Annotated in this window: 17 protein-coding genes; 7 read left to right on the forward strand and 10 right to left on the reverse strand. The window is 45.7% G+C overall.

Annotation, left to right across the window (positions count from 1 at the left end):
- Window positions 1-72: 72 nt before the first annotated feature.
- The 6 genes from OC23_RS03125 to OC23_RS03150 all read left to right on the forward strand — a co-directional run bounded on the left by OC23_RS03125 (window position 73) and on the right by OC23_RS03150 (window position 7,517).
- Window positions 73-723 (forward strand): phosphatase PAP2 family protein, encoded by a 651-nt coding sequence (locus tag OC23_RS03125; protein ID WP_038342741.1) that lies wholly within the window; start codon window positions 73-75, stop codon window positions 721-723.
- Window positions 710-1,963 (forward strand): efflux RND transporter periplasmic adaptor subunit, encoded by a 1,254-nt coding sequence (locus OC23_RS03130; protein ID WP_038342744.1) that lies wholly within the window; start codon window positions 710-712, stop codon window positions 1,961-1,963. Before OC23_RS03125 ends, OC23_RS03130 begins: the two co-directional genes overlap by 14 nt.
- Window positions 1,964-1,975: 12 nt before the next feature.
- Window positions 1,976-5,149, forward strand: coding sequence for a multidrug efflux RND transporter permease subunit AdeJ (adeJ, locus tag OC23_RS03135; RefSeq protein ID WP_038342746.1), 3,174 nt, complete (start codon window positions 1,976-1,978; stop codon window positions 5,147-5,149).
- Between the two features lie 5 nt (window positions 5,150-5,154).
- On the forward strand, window positions 5,155-6,615 hold the full coding sequence (gene adeK, locus OC23_RS03140; RefSeq protein WP_038342748.1) for a multidrug efflux RND transporter AdeIJK outer membrane channel subunit AdeK: 1,461 nt from the start codon (window positions 5,155-5,157) through the stop codon (window positions 6,613-6,615).
- Between the two features lie 108 nt (window positions 6,616-6,723).
- Complete coding sequence (locus tag OC23_RS03145) at window positions 6,724-7,074, forward strand: YbjQ family protein (protein WP_005227055.1); 351 nt, start codon at window positions 6,724-6,726, stop codon at window positions 7,072-7,074.
- An 8-nt stretch (window positions 7,075-7,082) separates the two neighbouring features.
- Window positions 7,083-7,517, forward strand: coding sequence for a YbjQ family protein (locus OC23_RS03150; protein WP_038342750.1), 435 nt, complete (start codon window positions 7,083-7,085; stop codon window positions 7,515-7,517).
- Between the two features lie 99 nt (window positions 7,518-7,616).
- Here the strand turns inward: OC23_RS03150 and OC23_RS03155 are convergent, their stop codons facing one another.
- The 6 genes from OC23_RS03155 to OC23_RS03180 form a co-directional block, all read right to left on the reverse strand.
- Window positions 7,617-9,245 carry an OFA family MFS transporter gene (locus OC23_RS03155; RefSeq protein ID WP_038342751.1) on the reverse strand — a complete coding sequence of 543 codons (1,629 nt, stop codon included), beginning with the start codon at window positions 9,243-9,245 and terminating at the stop codon, window positions 7,617-7,619.
- A gap of 235 nt (window positions 9,246-9,480) precedes the next feature.
- Window positions 9,481-10,188, reverse strand: a complete 708-nt coding sequence (locus tag OC23_RS03160; protein ID WP_038342752.1) for an ATP-binding domain-containing protein — start codon at window positions 10,186-10,188, stop codon at window positions 9,481-9,483.
- Between the two features lie 51 nt (window positions 10,189-10,239).
- Window positions 10,240-10,560 carry a hypothetical protein gene (locus OC23_RS03165; protein WP_038342753.1) on the reverse strand — a complete coding sequence of 107 codons (321 nt, stop codon included), beginning with the start codon at window positions 10,558-10,560 and terminating at the stop codon, window positions 10,240-10,242.
- A gap of 30 nt (window positions 10,561-10,590) precedes the next feature.
- Window positions 10,591-11,397: an SDR family NAD(P)-dependent oxidoreductase gene (locus tag OC23_RS03170; protein ID WP_038342754.1), complete on the reverse strand. Its 807-nt coding sequence runs from the start codon at window positions 11,395-11,397 to the stop codon at window positions 10,591-10,593.
- A gap of 12 nt (window positions 11,398-11,409) precedes the next feature.
- The gene (locus OC23_RS03175) at window positions 11,410-12,072 is read right to left on the reverse strand and encodes a hypothetical protein (RefSeq protein WP_038342755.1); all 663 of its coding nucleotides are present in this window, start codon (window positions 12,070-12,072) and stop codon (window positions 11,410-11,412) included.
- A gap of 116 nt (window positions 12,073-12,188) precedes the next feature.
- The gene (locus OC23_RS03180) at window positions 12,189-12,869 is read right to left on the reverse strand and encodes a hypothetical protein (protein WP_038342756.1); all 681 of its coding nucleotides are present in this window, start codon (window positions 12,867-12,869) and stop codon (window positions 12,189-12,191) included.
- A gap of 366 nt (window positions 12,870-13,235) precedes the next feature.
- Between OC23_RS03180 and OC23_RS03185 the strand changes: the two genes are divergently transcribed.
- Window positions 13,236-16,136 carry a valine--tRNA ligase gene (locus tag OC23_RS03185; RefSeq protein WP_038342757.1) on the forward strand — a complete coding sequence of 967 codons (2,901 nt, stop codon included), beginning with the start codon at window positions 13,236-13,238 and terminating at the stop codon, window positions 16,134-16,136.
- A gap of 188 nt (window positions 16,137-16,324) precedes the next feature.
- Here the strand turns inward: OC23_RS03185 and OC23_RS03190 are convergent, their stop codons facing one another.
- From OC23_RS03190 to OC23_RS03205, 4 genes are all read right to left on the reverse strand, one after another.
- Entirely contained in the window at window positions 16,325-16,699 is a 375-nt protein-coding gene (locus tag OC23_RS03190) for an endonuclease domain-containing protein (protein ID WP_038342759.1), read from the reverse strand.
- 132 nt (window positions 16,700-16,831) lie between these two features.
- A complete protein-coding gene (locus OC23_RS03195; RefSeq protein WP_038342761.1) occupies window positions 16,832-17,851 on the reverse strand; it encodes a molecular chaperone DnaJ in 1,020 nt (339 codons plus the stop codon).
- 103 nt (window positions 17,852-17,954) lie between these two features.
- Window positions 17,955-18,542: a hypothetical protein gene (locus OC23_RS03200; RefSeq protein WP_038342763.1), complete on the reverse strand. Its 588-nt coding sequence runs from the start codon at window positions 18,540-18,542 to the stop codon at window positions 17,955-17,957.
- A gap of 136 nt (window positions 18,543-18,678) precedes the next feature.
- Window positions 18,679-19,464 (reverse strand): 3-hydroxybutyrate dehydrogenase, encoded by a 786-nt coding sequence (locus tag OC23_RS03205; protein ID WP_038342765.1) that lies wholly within the window; start codon window positions 19,462-19,464, stop codon window positions 18,679-18,681.
- Between the last annotated feature and the right edge of the window lie 64 nt (window positions 19,465-19,528).

The following is a 19,528-nucleotide window of genomic DNA, read 5'->3' on the forward strand; positions in this document are numbered from 1 at the left end:
AAGTGTACTCACGAGTACACTTTCAAACACTCAACAACCCTGAATAATGGTTAAGCAAATAATGAGTAGCGCATGCCGTACCTATTGCTTTGTATTGGTTGCTTTTTTTTAGGATTCGGTGCGATTGGACTAATGCTTTCCAGCGCATCAACTTTAGACCTTTTAAGTGTTCAAGCTTTTTTTGAGCACCGTTCATTTACGCTTAACCATATAACAATCCTGCTCTCCCGACTCGGTGGCATGCCCTTTTTATTATTTTTAACTGCATTTTTGTGTCTTTACCAAACTTGGATTAAAAATTATAAGAATGTGACATTTATCTGTTTAAGTGTGAGCGGCAGCATTGTCATTGGTTGGCTTCTGAAATGGGGCATTGATCGGCCAAGACCAATGGAGTTTTATCACTTGGTTCAAAGCTATGGCGCATCCTTCCCAAGTGCCCATAGCCTTTATGCTGCAACCCTTGCGAGTTTGACCATGTTGTTATGCCAACAACATAAATTTCGCACCAGTGTCATTTTAGTATCTACTTTATGGTTTATTTTCATGGGGATATCTAGAGTTTATGCAGGGGTTCACTACCCGACTGACGTTCTTGCCGGTTGGGGAATTGGGTTGATTTGGACTGCGTTGCTTTGGTTTGGGCTGTATCAAAGCACTTTCAGCAACAATTTGTTTTTAGATAAAAAATCTAAATTGAGGTGGAATAATGATGTCGGCTAAGCTTTGGGCACCTGCCCTCACTGCTTGCGCATTAGCAACAAGCATTGCGCTTGTTGGTTGTAGCAAAGATCCTAAAGATGCACAGCAAGCTGCTGCTGCTCAAAAAATGCCGCCTCCAGAAGTTGGTGTCATTGTTGCTCAACCACAAAGCGTTGAACAAAACGTCGAGCTGTCGGGCCGGACCTCTGCCTATCAGGTATCAGAAGTTCGTCCGCAAACAGGCGGCGTGATTTTAAAACGATTATTTGCAGAAGGTAGCTACGTTCAGGCGGGTCAGGCGCTTTATCAGATCGATGCAAATACCAACCGTGCAACAGCAGACAATGCACGCGCAGCTTTATTGCGTCAGCAAGCAAACCTGAATGCTTTACGTGTAAAAGAAGGCCGTTACCGTCAACTGGTTGGAACCAATGCGGTTTCCAAACAGGAATATGACGATATCAATGCACAGGTCAAGCTGGCTGAAGCAGATGTCGCTGCGTCTCAGGCTGCATTGAAAAATGCCGAGATTACCCTGGGTTACTCGACTGTTCGTGCCCCGATTTCGGGTCAGTCTAGCCGTTCTTCAGTAACGCCGGGTGCGCTGGTTACCGCCAATCAGGCAGATCCTTTGGTAACGATTCAACAGCTTGACCCAATCTATGTGGATATCAATCAGTCTAGCGCCGAGTTACTGCGTCTTCGCCAGCAACTGAGCAAAGGCAGCTTGAACAACAGTAACAATACCCGTGTCAAGATTACCCTGGAAGACGGCTCTGAATATCCGATTGAAGGCCAGCTGGCATTCTCTGATGCAAGTGTCAATCCGGATACGGGTACGGTAACCTTGCGTGCGGTGTTCTCAAACCCGAACCATTTACTGTTACCGGGCATGTATGCAACCGCCAAGATTTCGCAAGGGATCTTGCCAAATGCTTACCTGATTCCACAAGCAGCGGTATCACGCTTACCAACAGGACAGGCCATTGCCCTGGTTGTTAATGCCAAAGGTACGGTTGAAACCCGTCCAATTACAACAGTGGGTGTCAAAGGTCAGGACTGGATTGTCACGAATGGCTTACAGGCTGGTGATAAGGTTGTTGTCGATGGTGTGGCTAAGGTCAAAGAAGGACAGCAAGTGTCTGTAAAGCCTTATCAGCCAAAAGCAGCTGAAGGTCAAAATGCAGCGCCAAAAGCAGCAGAGCAACAAAAGCAAGCCAACGCACCACAAGCTGAACAAAAAGCAACGTCAGAAGCTTAAGGGGTAGATTGCATGGCTCAATTTTTTATCCATCGCCCAATTTTTGCCTGGGTGATTGCACTGGTCATTATGTTGGCGGGGATTATCACGCTAACTAAAATGCCAGTTGCGCAATATCCAACGATTGCTCCCCCCACGGTCACGATTTCTGCGACTTATCCTGGGGCTTCTGCTCAAACCGTTGAAAATACAGTCACCCAGATCATTGAACAACAAATGAATGGTCTGGATGGTTTACGTTATATTTCATCGAACAGTGCGGGTAATGGTCAAGCATCCATCAATTTGAACTTTGAACAGGGGATCGATCCTGATATCGCTCAGGTTCAGGTTCAAAACAAACTGCAATCTGCAACGGCGCTGTTACCGACTGATGTACAACGTCAAGGTGTTAAAGTCACCAAGTCGGGTGCCAGCTTCCTGCAAGTTATTGCGTTTTATTCTCCAGATAACAGCCTGTCTGCATCTGATATTAAAGACTATGTCAACTCAAACATTTCTGAACCGCTCAGCCGTGTTGCAGGTGTGGGTGAGTTACAGGTGTTTGGTGGCTCTTATGCAATGCGCATCTGGCTGGACCCGGCCAAGCTGACCAGCTTCAAGCTGACGCCAAATGATGTGGCAACAGCAATCCGTGCCCAGAACTCGCAAGTTGCAGTCGGTCAGCTCGGTGGTGCCCCATCGACAGCAGGTCAGGTACTCAATGCGACAGTGAATGCACAAAGCATGTTGCAGACTCCTGAGCAGTTTAAAAACATCTTCCTGAAAAACTCGGCAGATGGCGCGCAGGTACGTTTGGGTGATGTTGCACGTGTCGAACTGGGTTCAGACAATTATCAATTCGATTCAAAATTCAACGGTAATCCTGCCGGTGGTGTTGCGATCAAGCTTGCAACAGGTGCCAACGCGCTCGATACCGCAGCTGCTGTTGAAAAACGTCTATCCGAGTTACGTCATAACTATCCGGCGGGTTTGAAAGATAAACTGGCTTATGACACTACTCCGTTTATCCGTTTATCGATTGAAAGTGTAGTTCATACCTTGATCGAGGCAATTTTCCTGGTCTTCATCGTCATGTTCCTGTTCTTGCAGAACTGGCGTGCGACGATTATTCCAACCCTGGCTGTGCCTGTGGTTGTACTGGGTACATTTGCCGTCATTAACATCTTCGGTTTCTCAATCAACACCTTGACCATGTTTGCCATGGTACTGGCCATTGGTCTTCTGGTCGATGATGCCATCGTGGTGGTCGAGAACGTTGAACGGGTCATGCAGGAAGAACACCTGGAACCTGTACCTGCGACTGAAAAGTCAATGAGTCAGATTTCCGGTGCGCTGGTCGGTATTACCAGTGTGTTAACAGCAGTATTCGTACCGATGGCGTTCTTTAGCGGAACCACCGGGGTAATTTACCGCCAGTTCTCGATTACGCTGGTCACAGCAATGATCCTGTCTTTGGTCGTGGCCTTGACCTTTACCCCTGCCCTGTGTGCGACCCTGTTAAAGCAACATGATCCAAACAAGCAAGAAAGCAACAATATCTTTGCGCGTTTCTTCCGCTGGTTTAACCGTAGCTTTGAAAAGGTTGCGGTGAAATACCAGGGTGGTGTCAATCGCATGACGCACCACAAGTTATTCTCCGGCGTGCTTTATATTGCGGTAATTGCAGCCTTGGTCGGCATCTACAAGATGTTGCCATCTTCATTCTTGCCAGAAGAAGATCAGGGTGTGGTCATGACCTTAGTCCAGTTGCCACCGAGTGCAAGTCTGGAGCGTACAGATAAAGTCATTGACACCATGACAGGCTACTTCCTGAACAAGGAAAAAGAAAACGTCGACTCAATCTTTACTGTTGCCGGCTTCTCTTTCACAGGGGTAGGTCAAAACGCCGGTCTTGCCTTTATCAAGCTTAAAGACTGGAGCGAACGTACCACACCTGAATCGCAGATCGGTGCCATTATTCAACGTGGTATGGCATTGAACATGATTGTCAAAGATGCCTCTTACATCATGCCATTACAGTTACCGGCAATGCCTGAACTGGGTGTCGCTTCTGGTTTTGATATCCAGTTGAAAGATGCAAGCGGTCAAGGTCATGAAAAACTGATTGCTGCACGTAATGCGGTATTAGGCATGGCATCACAAGACAAACGTCTTGCCGGTGTACGCCCGAATGGTCAGGAAGATACACCACAGTACCAGATCACCATTGATCAGGCACAAGCCGGTGCCATGGGTGTCAGCATTGCCGATATTAACAGCACCATGAGCATGGCTTGGGGTGGTTCATATATCAATGACTTCGTTGACCGTGGTCGTGTGAAAAAGGTTTATGTACAGGGCGAAGCCGATACACGCATGATGCCTGAAGACCTGAACAAATGGTATGTACGTAATAACAAGGGTGAAATGGTTCCGTTCTCTGCTTTTGCCAAGGGTGAATGGACGTATGGTTCCCCTCGCCTTGAGCGTTATAACGGCGTATCCTCTGTCAATATCCAAGGTACTCCTGCACCGGGCGTCAGTTCGGGTGATGCAATGCTGGCCATGGAAGAAATTATTGGCAAGTTGCCGTCTATGGGCTTAAATGGTTTCGACTACGAATGGACCGGTCTATCATTGGAAGAACGTGATTCTGGTAGCCAGACCGCACCATTACTGGTTCTTTCATTATTGATCGTCTTCCTGTGCCTTGCTGCACTTTATGAAAGCTGGTCAGTTCCAATGTCTGTCTTGCTGGTGGTACCTTTAGGTATTGTCGGTGCATTTACATTGACCTGGTTAGGCATGATCATTAAAGGTGATCCGAACCTGTCCTTTAACATTTACTTCCAGGTAGCGATTGTTGCGGTAATCGGTCTCTCTGCGAAGAATGCGATCTTGATCGTCGAATTTGCCAAAGAATTGCAAGAACAAGGTGAAGACCTGTTTGAAGCAACCTTGCATGCAGCGAAAATGCGTTTACGTCCAATCGTCATGACCACACTGGCTTTCGGTTTCGGTGTATTGCCATTGGCGCTTGCAAGCGGTGCAGGTGCAGGTAGCCAGCACTCGGTCGGTTATGGTGTACTGGGTGGCGTAATTTCTTCAACACTTTTAGGTATCTTCTTCATCCCTGTATTCTTCGTGTGGATTCGTAGTATCTTTAAGTACAAACCTAAAACTTTAAATACTCAGGAGCATTGATCGTGATGCAAACTGTATGGTCTATTTCCGGTCGTAGCATTGCAATTTCTGCACTCGCGCTGTCTTTGGCTGCCTGCCAAAGCATGCGCGGGCCAGAGCCTGTGGTCAGCTCAGATATCCCTGAAAGCTACGCGTCTTATGGCAATGCTTCTGGAAAATCAATCGCTGAACAAGGCTACAAAGATTTCTTTGCAGACCAGCGCTTATTGCAAGTGATTGATATGGCGCTTGCCAACAACCGTGATTTACGTACTGCGACCCTGAACATCCAGAAAGCTCAGCAGCAATACCAGATCTCGGAAAACAACCAGTTGCCAACCATTGGTGCAAGTGGTAGTGCGGTTCGTCAGGTCACCCCTAGCCGTGATCCGGGCAATCCTTATTCAACCTATCAGGTAGGTTTGGGACTGACCTCTTATGAGCTGGATTTCTGGGGCCGTGTCCGTAGCCTGAAAGATGCAGCGCTGGATAGCTATTTGGCGACGCAAAGTTCACGTGATGCCACCCAAATCAGCCTGATTGGTCAGGTTACCCAGGCCTGGTTGAATTACTCGTTTGCAAGTGCCCAACTTAAGCTTGCAGACCAGACGTTAAAAGCGCAACTAGACTCGTTCAACCTGAACAAGAAACGTTTTGATGTGGGTATTGATAGTGAAATTCCTGTGCGTCAGGCACAGATTTCAGTAGAAACTGCACGTAATGATGTGGCCAACTACAAAACCCAGATTGCTCAGGCTCAAAACCTGTTGAACTTGCTGGTGGGCCAGCAGGTTCCTCAGAACCTGTTGCCACAACAACAGGTTACACGTATCACCAGACAGGGTGTATTAAGCGCTGGCTTGCCAAGTGATTTGTTGAACAACCGTCCGGATGTCAAGGCCTCTGAATACCAGTTAAGTGCTGCAGGTGCGAATATTGGTGCGGCTAAAGCACAACTGTTCCCAACCATCAGCCTGACCGGTTCTGCGGGTTATGCATCGACTGACCTGAGTGATTTATTCAAGTCAGCCAATGGATTATGGTCAATTGGCCCAAGCCTGAATATCCCGATCTTTGACTGGGGTACACGTAAAGCCAACATCAAAATCTCTGAAACCGATCAGAAAATTGCCTTGGCTAACTATGAAAAGTCAGTCCAGTCTGCTTTCCGTGAAGTCAATGATGCTCTGGCAACACGTGCCAACATTGGTGACCGTTTAACTGCGCAACGCCGTCTGGTCGATGCCACCAACACCACCTATAAACTCTCCAATGCCCGCTTCCGTGCAGGTATTGATAGTTACCTGACCGTGTTGGATGCTCAGCGTTCTGCTTACTCGGCGGAACAAGGCTTGCTGTTATTACAGCAGGCTGACCTGAACAATCAGGTCGAGCTTTATAAGACCCTGGGTGGTGGTGTAAAAGCCACAACCAGTGAGACGATTACGCATCAGCCATCAAGCTCGCAACAGCACTACGCAAAATAATTTGATTTTGCAGACAAAAAGCTCACTCCGGTGAGCTTTTTTTTATTGCAACGCCTGCAAATATTTCTTATCTTCAAAGTCTGAAAATTGATGATTTAGAAGAAGACGATGTTACTGAGCAGTTTAGAATCTGTACCTGGCCATGAAATTTTACGTCAGCTTGATGTGGTTTATGGCAGCACCGTCCGCAGCAAGCACGTCGGGCGTGACCTGATGGCAGGCTTAAAGAATATTGTTGGTGGTGAACTGACAGGCTATACCGAATTACTTGAAGAATCCCGTCAGGAAGCGACCCAGCGCATGATTGATAAAGCAAAGGCTTTAGGTGCCAATGCCATTGTCGGGATTCGTTTCTCGACTTCAAATATTGCCCAGGGCGCATCTGAACTGTTTGTTTATGGTACAGCAGTGGTGGTGCAACCTGTTGCACCTAAACTCCCTGACCCATTCGGCGCATAGGCCATTGTATGGAAGGATTAATTTTTCAGGTTGTGCTGTTCCTGATCCTGTTTACTGTGGGTTGGGGCTTTGGTCGCCATATCGAGCAAAAACACTTGCGTGAACTGGATCAGAAAGAACAACAGTTTGCCCATATCCGGATTGATACCAACCGCTTTGTACACCCCACAGCACCCGGGCAAATGATCAGCAGTAATGTGGTGATCTCTCACGATTATTTTAAATATGTCCTGGCATCCATTCGCAACTTCTTTGGAGGACGTCTGGTCAGTTATGAAAGTGTGGTTGAGCGTGCACGCCGTGAAGCGATCCTGCGACTGAAGCAGGAAGCGCATGCCATGGGCGCCAAACAGATTATGGGGGTTCGCCTCAGTACCACAGAACTGGGAATGCAAGGTGGTATGGTTGAAGTGTTTGCTTATGGTACAGCCATCATCGAATAAGCTGTTCTAGTCGCATATTCTCAAGCCGCAACAGACATATCGAACACAATAAAAAATGCCTCATCATTCGAGGCATTTTTTATGACCAGGATTTTCAGATTAATGAAATAAAACGATCGCCTTTTGTAAGGTAAAGCAAATGCCGGCCAGCAAAGGCAGACCAACTACCAGCCAGGCCAGTACCACAGTAATTGTCCTGGAAGGTGCATGCACTTCCTCATGATTCAGACTGGAATCTTGCGGTAATTTCTCATGAGCCAAGGCCTTCTCGGCAGCCAATTCAGCCTCGGTCATGTATTGATCTTCATCAACCGGCTTGACCATTAAATTAAGGACAAATCCAAGCGCCAGCATAGCCGCCAGAATATACATGGTGGTGTCATAAGACTGTGCTTGAGCCACGCCATGTGCCAGTTGATAATCTCGGATATTGGTAATCAGCAAGGTACCCAATACCCCCGCCACCGACCATGCAGTCAGTAACCGTCCATGAATCGCCCCGACCATTTGGGTACCAAAAATATCGGCCAGATAAGCAGGTACCGTGGCAAATCCCCCGCCATACATGGACAGAATGATGCAGAAAGCTAAAACGAATAAAGGCAGGTTTTCGGCATGCGCCAGTTGTGGAATCGAAACGTATAATAAGAAACCCAAGGCCAGAAAAATGAAATAGGTATTTTTACGGCCAATAAAATCCGATGCAGATGCCCAGAAGAACCGCCCACCAATATTAAACAACGACAGTAAACCGGTAAAACCTGCGGCAAAGGTCGCAATCTGCATTTTTTGTTCTGTGTTTAGTTCATTGATGCCGATCTCCAAACCGATCAGACGTCCCCCAAACACTTCCTGCAACAACGGAGACGCCATTGCCAAAATGCCAATACCTGCCGAAACATTTAAGCATAACACGCCCCAGATCAGCCAAAACTGTCTGGTTTTCCATGCCTTGTTCAAATGCACATGACGACTGGTGACCAGCGCATTCGCTTGGGTTGCTGCGGGCTGCCAGCCACTCGGTTTCCAGTTTGAAGGCGGAATCCGGTAACCAAACGCACCTCCCATCATAAAAACAAAATAAACGGCGGCTAACACCAGAAAGGTTTGCCAGACACCGACCGAAACATCGGTCGCGAAGAACTTCATCAACTGATCTGCAAAGGGTGCACCAATCATGGCACCACCACCAAAGCCCATAATCGCAAGACCTGTGGCAAGACCTCGACGATCCGGAAACCACTTGATCAGGGTCGATACAGGCGAAATATAACCCAGCCCCAGCCCGATGCCTCCGACGCCCCCTCCTAGCCACAACAGCCATAACTGATGCGTATATACACCTAGCGCAGCCAGGATCAAACCACCTGCCCAGCAAAATGCCGCAACCACACCCGCCTTTCGTGGCCCGGCATGCTCAAGCCAACCACCAAATAAAAAGGCAGATGAACCCAGGAATACAAAAAACAAGGTGTACATGATGCTTAGGGTAGACACACTCCAGTCACAGGTCGTGGTGAACAGTTGTTCAAGCAAACCGATATCTTTACATTCAAGTGGTGCATCAATGCCGAGGGCTTTGGACAAGGGTAACCAAAATACGGAAAAGCCATAGGCCATACCAATACTGAGATGAATTGCCAGTGCGGCAGGTGGCAATAGCCAACGGTTATAGCCGGCGTGGGCAATCGTGCGTTCCTTGGCTAAAAGTGAAAGTCGTCGTTCCATCTACAATCTCCATGCCTTCACGGTTAAAGCGAGGCAAGCTTTTTTTCATTTTTGTACAACCCTAAGCTGCGCTCAGACCTGCTGGGTACGGTGTGGTTCTATTGGGATAAAGCTCAATCGAGCGATCGATTGTGCATAAGCGCCATAATTTTGTTCAAACCGTTTTGATCCATTAAAAATAAAGAAATAAGTTAATAAATTTTAACAGTCCTGTGCCATATACCAGACCTTGGCCCTATTCTGCAAAAATGGCTTGCCAGTAGTGATAGGTTTTTTCTTCGCCATTGTCCAGCTTGAACTCATACGACATCTGACGCGTTTCAGCAATTTCAAACTTGACAGGATGTTTGAATAAGGCACCTGCATAAGCAAAGCTGTGATATTCACCATTTTCACCACAGACATCCACCTCCGCTGGCATACGTTCAAGCAAAGCGGCATCAATGTCTTGTCCGATAAAAGACTCATCAAGTTTACTGGCATCGGTCACAATGATTTTGGTTTTGATTCCTGAATCCAGAAATTGCTGCATCACTTCAAGCGAGTCCAGATTCCAGATCGGCTCCACCACCTCAATGCCTAAAGGGTGCAAACGCTCTTCCCGATATTGCCGTACATCGCTCAGGTAAATATCACCAAAAATAAAATGCGCAACCCCTTGTGCCTTAAAATGGTTTGCTGCATCGAGCATACGTTGCTCATACACAGGTAAATTTTTGGGTAAAAATACCGGATAGAGCGGAATGCCGATACTTTCAGCCTGCTTTTTTAATAGTGTATAAGGAATCGCATGCATCGAAGACAGTTCAGTCTCTTCGTTCACCGTGGTTAACAGCGCAATCACCTCAAACTCGTTTTGTTGTAGCACGGTATACAACGCCAAAGCAGAGTCTTTGCCCCCGCTCCAGTTAAAAACGGCTTTCTTGCGGCTATGTACTGTCATTTCATTCTATCCTTTAAGTATTATGGCTGGCTGTATGTTTAATGAGATCAGTCAGTTAAAGAATCCCAACAGTAAAGTTAAACCAGCAAATACCCACATAACAGCAGGCAAAATTTTTGGTGCCTTTTTAATCATGATCGGTAGAGCAATCAGCGTGGCTAAAAAGCTGATCGGTGCTGTCAACATAAAAAACAAGATCGCAGCATAGCCACTGCGACCTTCAAAATTCGACATATTAAACGTGAATAGCCAGCTCAATATTACACCCATAGAAATACTGGCAGTTAATGCCAGCAATATATAAATGATGATCGTTGTTATGGATACTCGCTGGCTTGAAGATGACTGAGGTAAGTCTTGACTATCTTCCACTTATATTCCCTTTCAAAATAATATCCATGCTTATTTCACTTTGCTTTTACGAATCATTTTATATAACAAACGGGGTGACAAACGTGAAACCAGTACCCCAAGCTGTTCTTTTTTACCACCGACCACAATGTATTCGTCCCCTGCCATCAAGGATTGTACCACCCGTTCGGCAAATACATCGGCATCCAGACCATTTTCAATCGCTTCATCCTGATAGCCTTGCGGTTTACCTTCACCATTTAAGGCATTGAATGAAACATTGGTTTTGACAAAACCCGGAAAGACCACTGACACTTCAACACCGTCATTGGCAACTTCGGCACGTAGGCTATTGGCCCACATATGAATGGCAGCCTTGGCTGCTGAATAAGTGGCGCGATATTGGGTACCCAATAGCCCCGCCACACTGGAGACAAATACCACCCGGCCAGACTTTTGTTGCAGCAAGGTCGGTAATACGGTCTTGGTAAAGAACACTTGCGAAAAGTAATCGACCTCCATAATGGTACGTTCCGTATGCATGCTGGTGTCCTGAATCAAGGCACGTTGGCTTAGACCGGCATTATTGATCAGCCAGTCAATCCGCCCCTTTGCTGCCAGCACCTGTTCATAGGCATGTCGTACCTGGGCTTCATCGGTAATATCGGCAGCAATCGAAAGATGCTGTTCTGGCTTGAGCAAGCCGACCCGTACCGCTTCCAGCTCATCATAACGGCGTGAGGTCAAAACCACCTGTGCACCCTGCAAGGCACATTCACGTGCCAGCGCCTTACCTAAACCCGATGAAGCGCCGGTAATCCAGACCACCTTATTTTCAAGACTTGTCAGTTTTGCCATATTTATTCCTGCCTATACCGAATGACGCATAAATTTAAGAAAGTAGTCCACATAGGTGGCTGCCAGTTGCTGGTCAATCTGGGTTGCCAGCTTCTCCAGACGCTTATAGCCCAGATGTGTGGTCATGTTAATTACACCATTTAAGGTTTTATCCACCACAAAATTGAACTTTAAACATTTTTTCGGTTCACGAATCAGGTGATCGACCCCGGCATCAATCACCTCGGTCAGTAATTTAAGGGAATTTGAAATTTCGCTGTGATCGCCACTTGCCAGTTTCTGGCTAGATGCCTTGACCTGTTCCGCCAACGGTTGCTTGACCGGATAAGTCATATAAATGGTTTCATCTTCAATCTGGATGGTTTTTGAAAGATATTCAACCAGCGGAATCAGACGGTCATTGCCAAAAAATGAAATCGACCAGGGCATATATTTACGAATAGCTTCCAGAATTTGCTGGATCACTTTTTCAGACTCGCCTGTTTGCGAATGTTGCTGGTTTTCTTGTAATAATACGATAAAGACCTGCTCAATGACTTCACAGGCCATCTCGGACAAGACGCTCCCTAATGCGCCAGCCTGACTTTCTTTATTGCCTTGTAATAATTGCGTCCGAATATGTGCAAAACGTGCATAAGTATCCGCATGAATATTTAAAAAAACGGCGGTGTTCATTCTGATAACCCTAACTGTCAGATTCCATAAAAAAAGAGCTTGTTAAACAAGCCCTTTAATAATTAAATCTATTTTTCTATCATTTTTGGCGTTGTACCCGCCGAATTTATCACACTCTATTCTGTATCGACATGCATAAATGCTAAAAAATGGTTCACACAATCGGTTGCCGCATGACTATCGACCTGATTGCTCATTTTTTCCAAACGTTTATAACTGAGATGCGCCGTCATATTAATCACTCCGTTCAGGGTTTTATCGACCACCGTATTAAAGTTGAGGCACTTTTTCGGTTCACGGATCAGGCTGGTCACCCCCAGATCCACAATCTGGATCAGGGTCTGGAACACATCCAGCATATCGCTGATTTCATTATTTCTCAGACGGGTTACCAAGGCATGCGCCTGCTGTACCAGATTACGGTCAATCGGATAGGACACATAGACCTGTTCATCGTGGTACTTGATCATGTTGGAAAAATAATTGGCAAAGGGACATAGCCGTTCATTGCCAAAAAATGAAATCGACCAGGGCATATATTTGCGTACCGCACCAATGATCTGCTGGATTACTGTTTCAGACTCGGCGGTATACTTTTGCATTAACGGCGTTGGCTGGCGGTTCTGGATCAGCAATACGGAAAAGACCTGTTCAACAATCTCACAGGCGATCTCGGAAAGGACTTCTCCCAGTTCTCTTGCCTGACTCACCTCCGTGCCGGCATTTAACTGCTGGCGAATCACTTCAAACTGTCCATGTGTCACTTCATTAATTTTCAACAGAATTGAATAACTCATGAGCATCATCCCTTTTTGTAGTTTTCAGTTTTTATATTGTTGTTTTAAGCATCAATATTTTTAAGTTATGTGATGCACAACACAAATTTAACGCTATTTGTATAAAAAACCAATGCCTTTCATCGGTTTTATGTGAAAAATCAAAGCTTACAAATGCCTGATCAGGAATGAGCCCGTCTTGTCTGCATTCAGATCTTTTGCGCTAAAGAAGCGGAATGTGCTCTCATGCCACTGTAACAAACCGGAATGCAGACATTATTTGAGCGGCTGTATTGATTCGGCGATGGCATGCTGAAAGACCTACAGAAGCGAGGATTTTTTGCTACAATAGATGCAATTTTTTATTCAATTTTAATCTTCTGTACTATGACTGACGCTCAATCTGCTCAAAATATTGCAACCACTTACGATCCAACCGAGATCGAAAAGAAGTGGTATCAAATCTGGGAACAACAAGGTTACTTCAAGCCTTCAGGTCAAGGTGAATCATTCTGTATCATGATTCCACCACCGAACGTCACCGGTAGCTTGCACATGGGTCATGGCTTTAACAATGCCATCATGGATGCCCTCACCCGTTACAACCGTATGATGGGTAAAAATACCTTATGGCAACCGGGGACTGACCACGCAGGTATTGCAACGCAGATGGTGGTCGAACGTCAGTTGGGTGCACAAAACATCAGCCGTCATGACCTAGGCCGTGAAAAGTTCATCGAAAAAATCTGGGAATGGAAAGAACAGTCAGGCGGTACCATTACCCGTCAGATCCGTCGTCTCGGCTCGTCTGTAGACTGGTCACGTGAACGTTTCACCATGGACGAAGGTCTATCCAATGCAGTGAAAGAAGTGTTCGTCAAACTGCATGAAGATGGCTTGATCTATCGTGGCAAGCGTCTGGTTAACTGGGACCCGAAACTACAGACTGCGCTATCTGATCTCGAAGTTGAGTCAGATAAAGAAGAAGCAGGTTCATTGTGGCACTTCAAATATTTCTTTGAAGACAAATCACTGCGTACCCACGATGGTAAAGATCACATCGTTGTGGCAACCACACGTCCTGAAACCTTATTGGGTGATACCGCTGTTGCAGTAGCACTGGATGATGAACGCTATGCACATCTTGTAGGCCAGAACATTATCCTGCCAATTACCGGCCGTGCTGTTCCAATCGTTAAAGACGAATATGTCGACAAAGAATTTGGTACCGGCTGTGTAAAAATCACCCCTGCGCACGACTTCAATGACTATGAGGTAGGTAAGCGTTGTGAATTGCCAATCATCAATATCTTCAATAAAAATGCAGAAGTTCTGGCTGAGTTTGAATATATCGCCAGAGCGGGCGAGCAGATTTCTAAAACCATTGCTGCGCCAGCAGACTATATCGGTTTAGAACGTTTTGAAGCGCGTAAGAAACTGGTTGAACAGGCTGAAGCTGAAGGCTGGTTAGAACAGATCCAACCGTATACCTTGAAACCACCTCGCGGTGACCGTTCTGGTGTGATCATTGAGCCATTATTGACTGACCAGTGGTATGTGAAAATTGCGCCATTGGCAGAGCCTGCAATCGAAGCGGTGAAAGATGGCCGTATCAAGTTCGTTCCAGAGCAATACAGCAACATGTATATGGCGTGGATGAACAACATTCAGGACTGGTGTATTTCACGTCAGTTGTGGTGGGGTCACCGTATTCCAGCCTGGTACGATGCTGAAGGCAATGTATATGTGGGTCGTGACGAAGCTGAAGTTCGTGCCAAAAATAACATCCCTGCGGATACTGCTCTAAACCAGGATGAAGATGTACTGGATACATGGTTCTCCTCTGCCCTGTGGACCTTCTCAACCTTAGGTTGGACCGGTGATGCAGAGAAAGATGCGGCCAATGATTTCCTCAAAACTTTCCATCCGACTGATGTGTTGGTGACAGGTTTTGACATCATCTTCTTCTGGGTTGCACGTATGATCATGATGACCCTGCACTTCATGAAAAATGAAGACGGTTCATCTCAGATTCCATTCAAGACCGTTTACGTGCACGGCCTGGTTCGTGATGGCGAAGGCCAGAAGATGTCGAAATCTAAGGGTAACGTGCTTGACCCACTCGACCTGATTGACGGTATCGATCTGGAAAGCCTTGTTGCAAAACGTACTACAGGTTTGATGAATCCGAAACAGGCAGCGAAGATTGAAAAATCAACGCGTAAAGAATTCCCGGAAGGCATTCAGGCTTACGGTACAGATGCAGTTCGTTTCACTTTCTGTGCGCTTGCCAACACCGGTCGTGACATCAAGTTCGATATGAAGCGTGTTGAAGGCTACCGTAACTTCTGTAACAAGATCTGGAACGCGACCCGTTTCGTATTGATGAATGTTGAAGGACAAACTGTTGGTCAAGAAGCACGTCCTGATCTATGGGAACTGCCTGAACAATGGATCATGAGCCGTCTGCAAAAAGCAGAAGCTGCGGTACACCAGGCATTCGCCACTTATCGTTTAGACCTTGCTGCGCAAGCGATCTATGACTTTATCTGGAATGAATACTGTGACTGGTACGTTGAGTTAACCAAACCGGTTCTGAACGATGCCAACGTATCTGAAGAGCGTAAAGCCGAAGTTCGCCGTGTATTACTTGCAGTAATGGAAGCCTCTTTACGTTTGGCTCACCCATTGATGCCGTATTTGACTGAAGAAATCTGGCAAACCCTTGCGCCAATGTTAGGCAAAGGCGGCGCAACGATTATGACTGCGCAATACCCTGTTCCTGATCAAGCGAAGATGAATGATCAAGCTGAAGCTGATATGCAGTGGTTACAAGGTCTGATTGGTGCGGTACGTAACATCCGTGGTGAAATGGGCTTGGGTAATGCGCGTTTATTGCCGGTATTGCTGCAAAATATTTCTGATGCTGAACGTGAGCAAATCACACGTATCGAAGCGTTATTTAAAGCCTTGGCGAAAGTTGAAAGCATTACCTTCCTGACACAAGGCGAAGAACCACCGCTTTCTTCTTCAAGTGTTGTAGGTCATGCATCGGTATTTGTACCAATGAAAGGCTTGATTGATCCTAAAGCTGAATTGGGTCGTTTGCAGAAGGACTTGGATAAGGTTCAAAAGCAACATGATCAAATTGCCAATAAACTTTCTAATGAAGGTTTTGTTGCTAAAGCACCAGCAGCGGTTGTTGAAGGTGAAAAAGTGAAATTGGCTGAGTTTGCTGATCAGTTAGCGAAGATTAAGCAAAGTATGGAGCAGATTGCTGCGCTTTAAAGTGTTGCTTGTTTGATCTATTTTATACATAAAGGGCTGATAATTCAGCCCTTTATGCTTTTTAAAACTGAGTCGATTCATAGAACCAATTAACCTAAATAAAAATCAACTTTGCTAATTATTAATTTTAGATATGTGAATTAATATAGTATTTGATGTGTCATATTCCCTCTCCTCGTAGGAGAGGGTTAGGGAGAGGTGCTTTTTCTTTTTAAATGCAAACAAACATTCCATAAATCTCCTAAAACTGATTCAGTATTTTTTAGCACATCATGATTCCAATACCGCACCACTTTTAAACCTAAAGCTTCTAAAAACTTGGTTCGTTCAGCGTCATATTCTTTTCCGTCGTCAGTACCGTGCTGACTGCCATCTAACTCAATCACCAAACCCAATTCATGACAGTAAAAATCCACGATATAAGGTGCAATCACATGCTGTCTGCGAAATTTCAGATTCATAAACTGTTTAGCACGAAGTAATTGCCACATCAGATGTTCAGCATCTGTTGCATTACTGCGCATAGCTTTGGCGAATTCTAATAATTGTGGGTCTAGTTTCATTTTTTTCTCCTCTTTTTAATTCCCCTCACCCCAACCCTCTCCCTGAGGGAGAGGGAGCATCCTTTGTAAATTTGATAGTTATTCGATACGCAATGAAGTTCCCTCTCCTTTCAGGAGAGGGCTAGGGTGAGGTTACAACACCCCATGCCCCAACAACATCTCTACCCCACTCACCTTCTTCATATGCTTTAAACGCTCTTTTTCCCACTTCAACTGCTGTTTTAACTCAGCACAATCCGCATCTATGGCTTTATATACATCACTAATATGCACATGCTCTGCTTTGACTTTTTTCCCCAACTGAAAAGAATCCAGAATCTCTTCAATTTGACTTTCAAGCTGCTGACTTTGCTCATCCAAAGCCAGTTTATAAAACTTCACTTGTTCTGCAGATAACTCTTTAGCCCCAACGCCTTTATTCTGTTCAAGCTGTAATTGAAGCTTGAGCAAATAAAACAAATCCTGCTGTTCATAGGCCTGACTGGCCTGCTGAAACAACACTGTTTTTTCTTCCTTTTTGGACTCGTCTTGCTCACGATCAGGATGAATCATCGCGGCAATTTTTAAATACACCGTTTTCAGCGATTGCGCTGCCATTTGCTCAGCTTGTTCACGTTTCTGTTGCTGTCGAAGTAATTTGGCCTGTTCCCTAGCCTGTTGCTGTTCAGCCGCATACTGCTCAAAATCACCTTGTTCTGATGCTGCACCATGCTCAGGACTTTCATCCTGTTCAAACTTGGTTGACTGTACTCTTTTATTCTTTTTAGCCAATTGCTGGGCATGTTGCTGATAAAAGGTATCGATCTGCCTGACCAGTTTTAACTGTTCCTCCTTCAACATCTTGGAATGCTTTAACATTTGGGCAAGTTGGGCAATTTTTTCATCCAGTTGCTGCATATCGGCTTTGGAAAACTCATGCTGTTGTAACAGCATCCAAAGCTGATTCAACTGCTGAAACAGGATGTCATGCAGCTCGCTATACACAGGCATCAGTTTTTGCCGTGTATGTTGCTGAATTTCAGCTTGGGCATTCTGCCACATGGCAAGGCTGATTTTTTGCTGTTCTATTTGATCAATCAGGCGATTCAGCTTTTTCTGCTGTGCAGAAGGTTCAGCCCTTTGCTTTAAACTGACTTTAAGATCAAAAGACATCATGTATCTGCCTAAAAATAAAAAAGTGTAGCAATAATCAGCCGACAAAGTCAGCCAACATTCTCAATATCCTGCTTGGATAAACCAGTCGCTGAACGAAGCTTTACTCATCGCCAAATAAGGCATTGGCTGAAACGACTTTGGTGATTTTAACTTTATCCTGTTTCAGCAAAGGATAGATTTTTTGTCTAAGTACATCACTGGTCATGCTGCCATTCAGATTCAGTAACACGGGTTCTTCACTCAACGATCCTTTGCCCAAGTACTCTTGATTCAAATCATTGGTAGTTGCTTGATTGACCACCACAAAATAGCCTGAAATGCCTTTGACCTGACCACAGGCCAAACTTTGTGGTGACCAATCCCCTTGGCGAATCACTTTTTGCAACCTATAACCTTTACTTTTTAATTGCTGCGTTTGCGCTGCGGTGGCGATGGGAAAATCAATGCGCTTTTGCTGTCCTTTCCAGTTCACCAGCAAATGACTCGATTGACAGGATTCACGCATGACGCCGCCACTGCCTCTCAACGTACCTTCGTCTGGATCATAACAGGACGAGATCACTTGAAAAATCGCTTCACCACAATGCAACGGCTCGGATTGATACGTCTTGAATGGCGTTGCTTGGGCTTGGCTCAACTGAAGTAAACAGACTGATAAAAGACAAAAGCTGATGAGTTTATTGTTCATATGAAGTCGTATTAGAATTAAAGGCTGATTCATTCTAACAGATGAAAAAATTAAACAAATTGCGCTGTGCTAGCTCATTACTTTCATTTCATAAAAAACCGCCCAATTGAGCGGCTTATGCAATCACATACACAGCTTACTGTGCGGTATACCCCCCATCCATCACCACTGCCTGCCCCGTAATCCCTGCGCCTTTGCTGCTGGCCAGGAAAATCGCATAGTCGGCAATTTCCTCCACACTGAGTAAACGCTTTTGGGGCACCATGGCTAAAATCACATCTTCCAGAGCACTTTCCAGACTCACATTACGGGTTTTGGCCAAATCGGCAATTTGCCCACGCACCAACGGTGTATCGACATAACCCGGACATAAGGCATTGACGGTAATCCCGTCACGCGCACATTCCAGAGCTGCCACTTTGGTCAAACCAATCACCCCATGCTTGGCGCTGTTATACCCCGCCTTACCTGCAAAGCCAATCAGACCATTGATCGAAGACATATTGATAATCCGGCCATATTGTTGTGCTTTCATAATCGGAAATGCATGTTTAATCCCGATAAATGAACCTGTCAGCATCACTTGGACCAGTTTCTGGTAAATCTCGGTTGAGAAGTCTTCAATCGCGGCGACATGCTGAAAACCGGCATTATTGATCAGGATATCCAGACGCCCAAACGTGTGTGTGGTCAAATCAATCGCGGCTTTATAAGCCTGTTCATCAGTGACATCACAAGGCGCAGACAAGGCTTCAAACCCTTGCTGTTTTAACTGCTCCACTGCGAGCTGGCATTTCTCGGCATTCACATCAGAAATCACCACTTTGGCGCCTTCCTGCGCAAATTTTTTCGCAATTTCCACACCAATGCCACTGGCTGAACCGGTAATAAAGGCCACTTTGGCTTCGAGTTGTTGAGTCATTGTGTTACTCCTGTTCTTGATGATCTGTATTGCCCGCCCATCCATACGGGCAAGCACAACTTAA

The sequence above is a fragment of the Acinetobacter sp. A47 genome (assembly GCF_000805455.1).
Taxonomy (GTDB): Bacteria; Pseudomonadota; Gammaproteobacteria; order Pseudomonadales; family Moraxellaceae; genus Acinetobacter.

Coding starts and splice junctions, on each gene's coding strand:
- OC23_RS03190 (WP_038342759.1), bottom strand. CDS start 16,699: ATGAAACTAGACCCACAATTATTAGAATTCGCCAAAGCTATGCGCAGT.
- OC23_RS03185 (WP_038342757.1), top strand. CDS start 13,236: ATGACTGACGCTCAATCTGCTCAAAATATTGCAACCACTTACGATCCA.
- adeJ (WP_038342746.1), top strand. CDS start 1,976: ATGGCTCAATTTTTTATCCATCGCCCAATTTTTGCCTGGGTGATTGCA.
- OC23_RS03195 (WP_038342761.1), bottom strand. CDS start 17,851: ATGTCTTTTGATCTTAAAGTCAGTTTAAAGCAAAGGGCTGAACCTTCT.
- OC23_RS03170 (WP_038342754.1), bottom strand. CDS start 11,397: ATGGCAAAACTGACAAGTCTTGAAAATAAGGTGGTCTGGATTACCGGC.
- OC23_RS03175 (WP_038342755.1), bottom strand. CDS start 12,072: ATGAACACCGCCGTTTTTTTAAATATTCATGCGGATACTTATGCACGT.
- OC23_RS03145 (WP_005227055.1), top strand. CDS start 6,724: ATGTTACTGAGCAGTTTAGAATCTGTACCTGGCCATGAAATTTTACGT.
- OC23_RS03200 (WP_038342763.1), bottom strand. CDS start 18,542: ATGAACAATAAACTCATCAGCTTTTGTCTTTTATCAGTCTGTTTACTT.
- OC23_RS03130 (WP_038342744.1), top strand. CDS start 710: ATGATGTCGGCTAAGCTTTGGGCACCTGCCCTCACTGCTTGCGCATTA.
- OC23_RS03160 (WP_038342752.1), bottom strand. CDS start 10,188: ATGACAGTACATAGCCGCAAGAAAGCCGTTTTTAACTGGAGCGGGGGC.
- OC23_RS03125 (WP_038342741.1), top strand. CDS start 73: ATGCCGTACCTATTGCTTTGTATTGGTTGCTTTTTTTTAGGATTCGGT.
- OC23_RS03205 (WP_038342765.1), bottom strand. CDS start 19,464: ATGACTCAACAACTCGAAGCCAAAGTGGCCTTTATTACCGGTTCAGCC.
- OC23_RS03180 (WP_038342756.1), bottom strand. CDS start 12,869: ATGAGTTATTCAATTCTGTTGAAAATTAATGAAGTGACACATGGACAG.
- OC23_RS03150 (WP_038342750.1), top strand. CDS start 7,083: ATGGAAGGATTAATTTTTCAGGTTGTGCTGTTCCTGATCCTGTTTACT.
- adeK (WP_038342748.1), top strand. CDS start 5,155: ATGCAAACTGTATGGTCTATTTCCGGTCGTAGCATTGCAATTTCTGCA.
- OC23_RS03155 (WP_038342751.1), bottom strand. CDS start 9,245: ATGGAACGACGACTTTCACTTTTAGCCAAGGAACGCACGATTGCCCAC.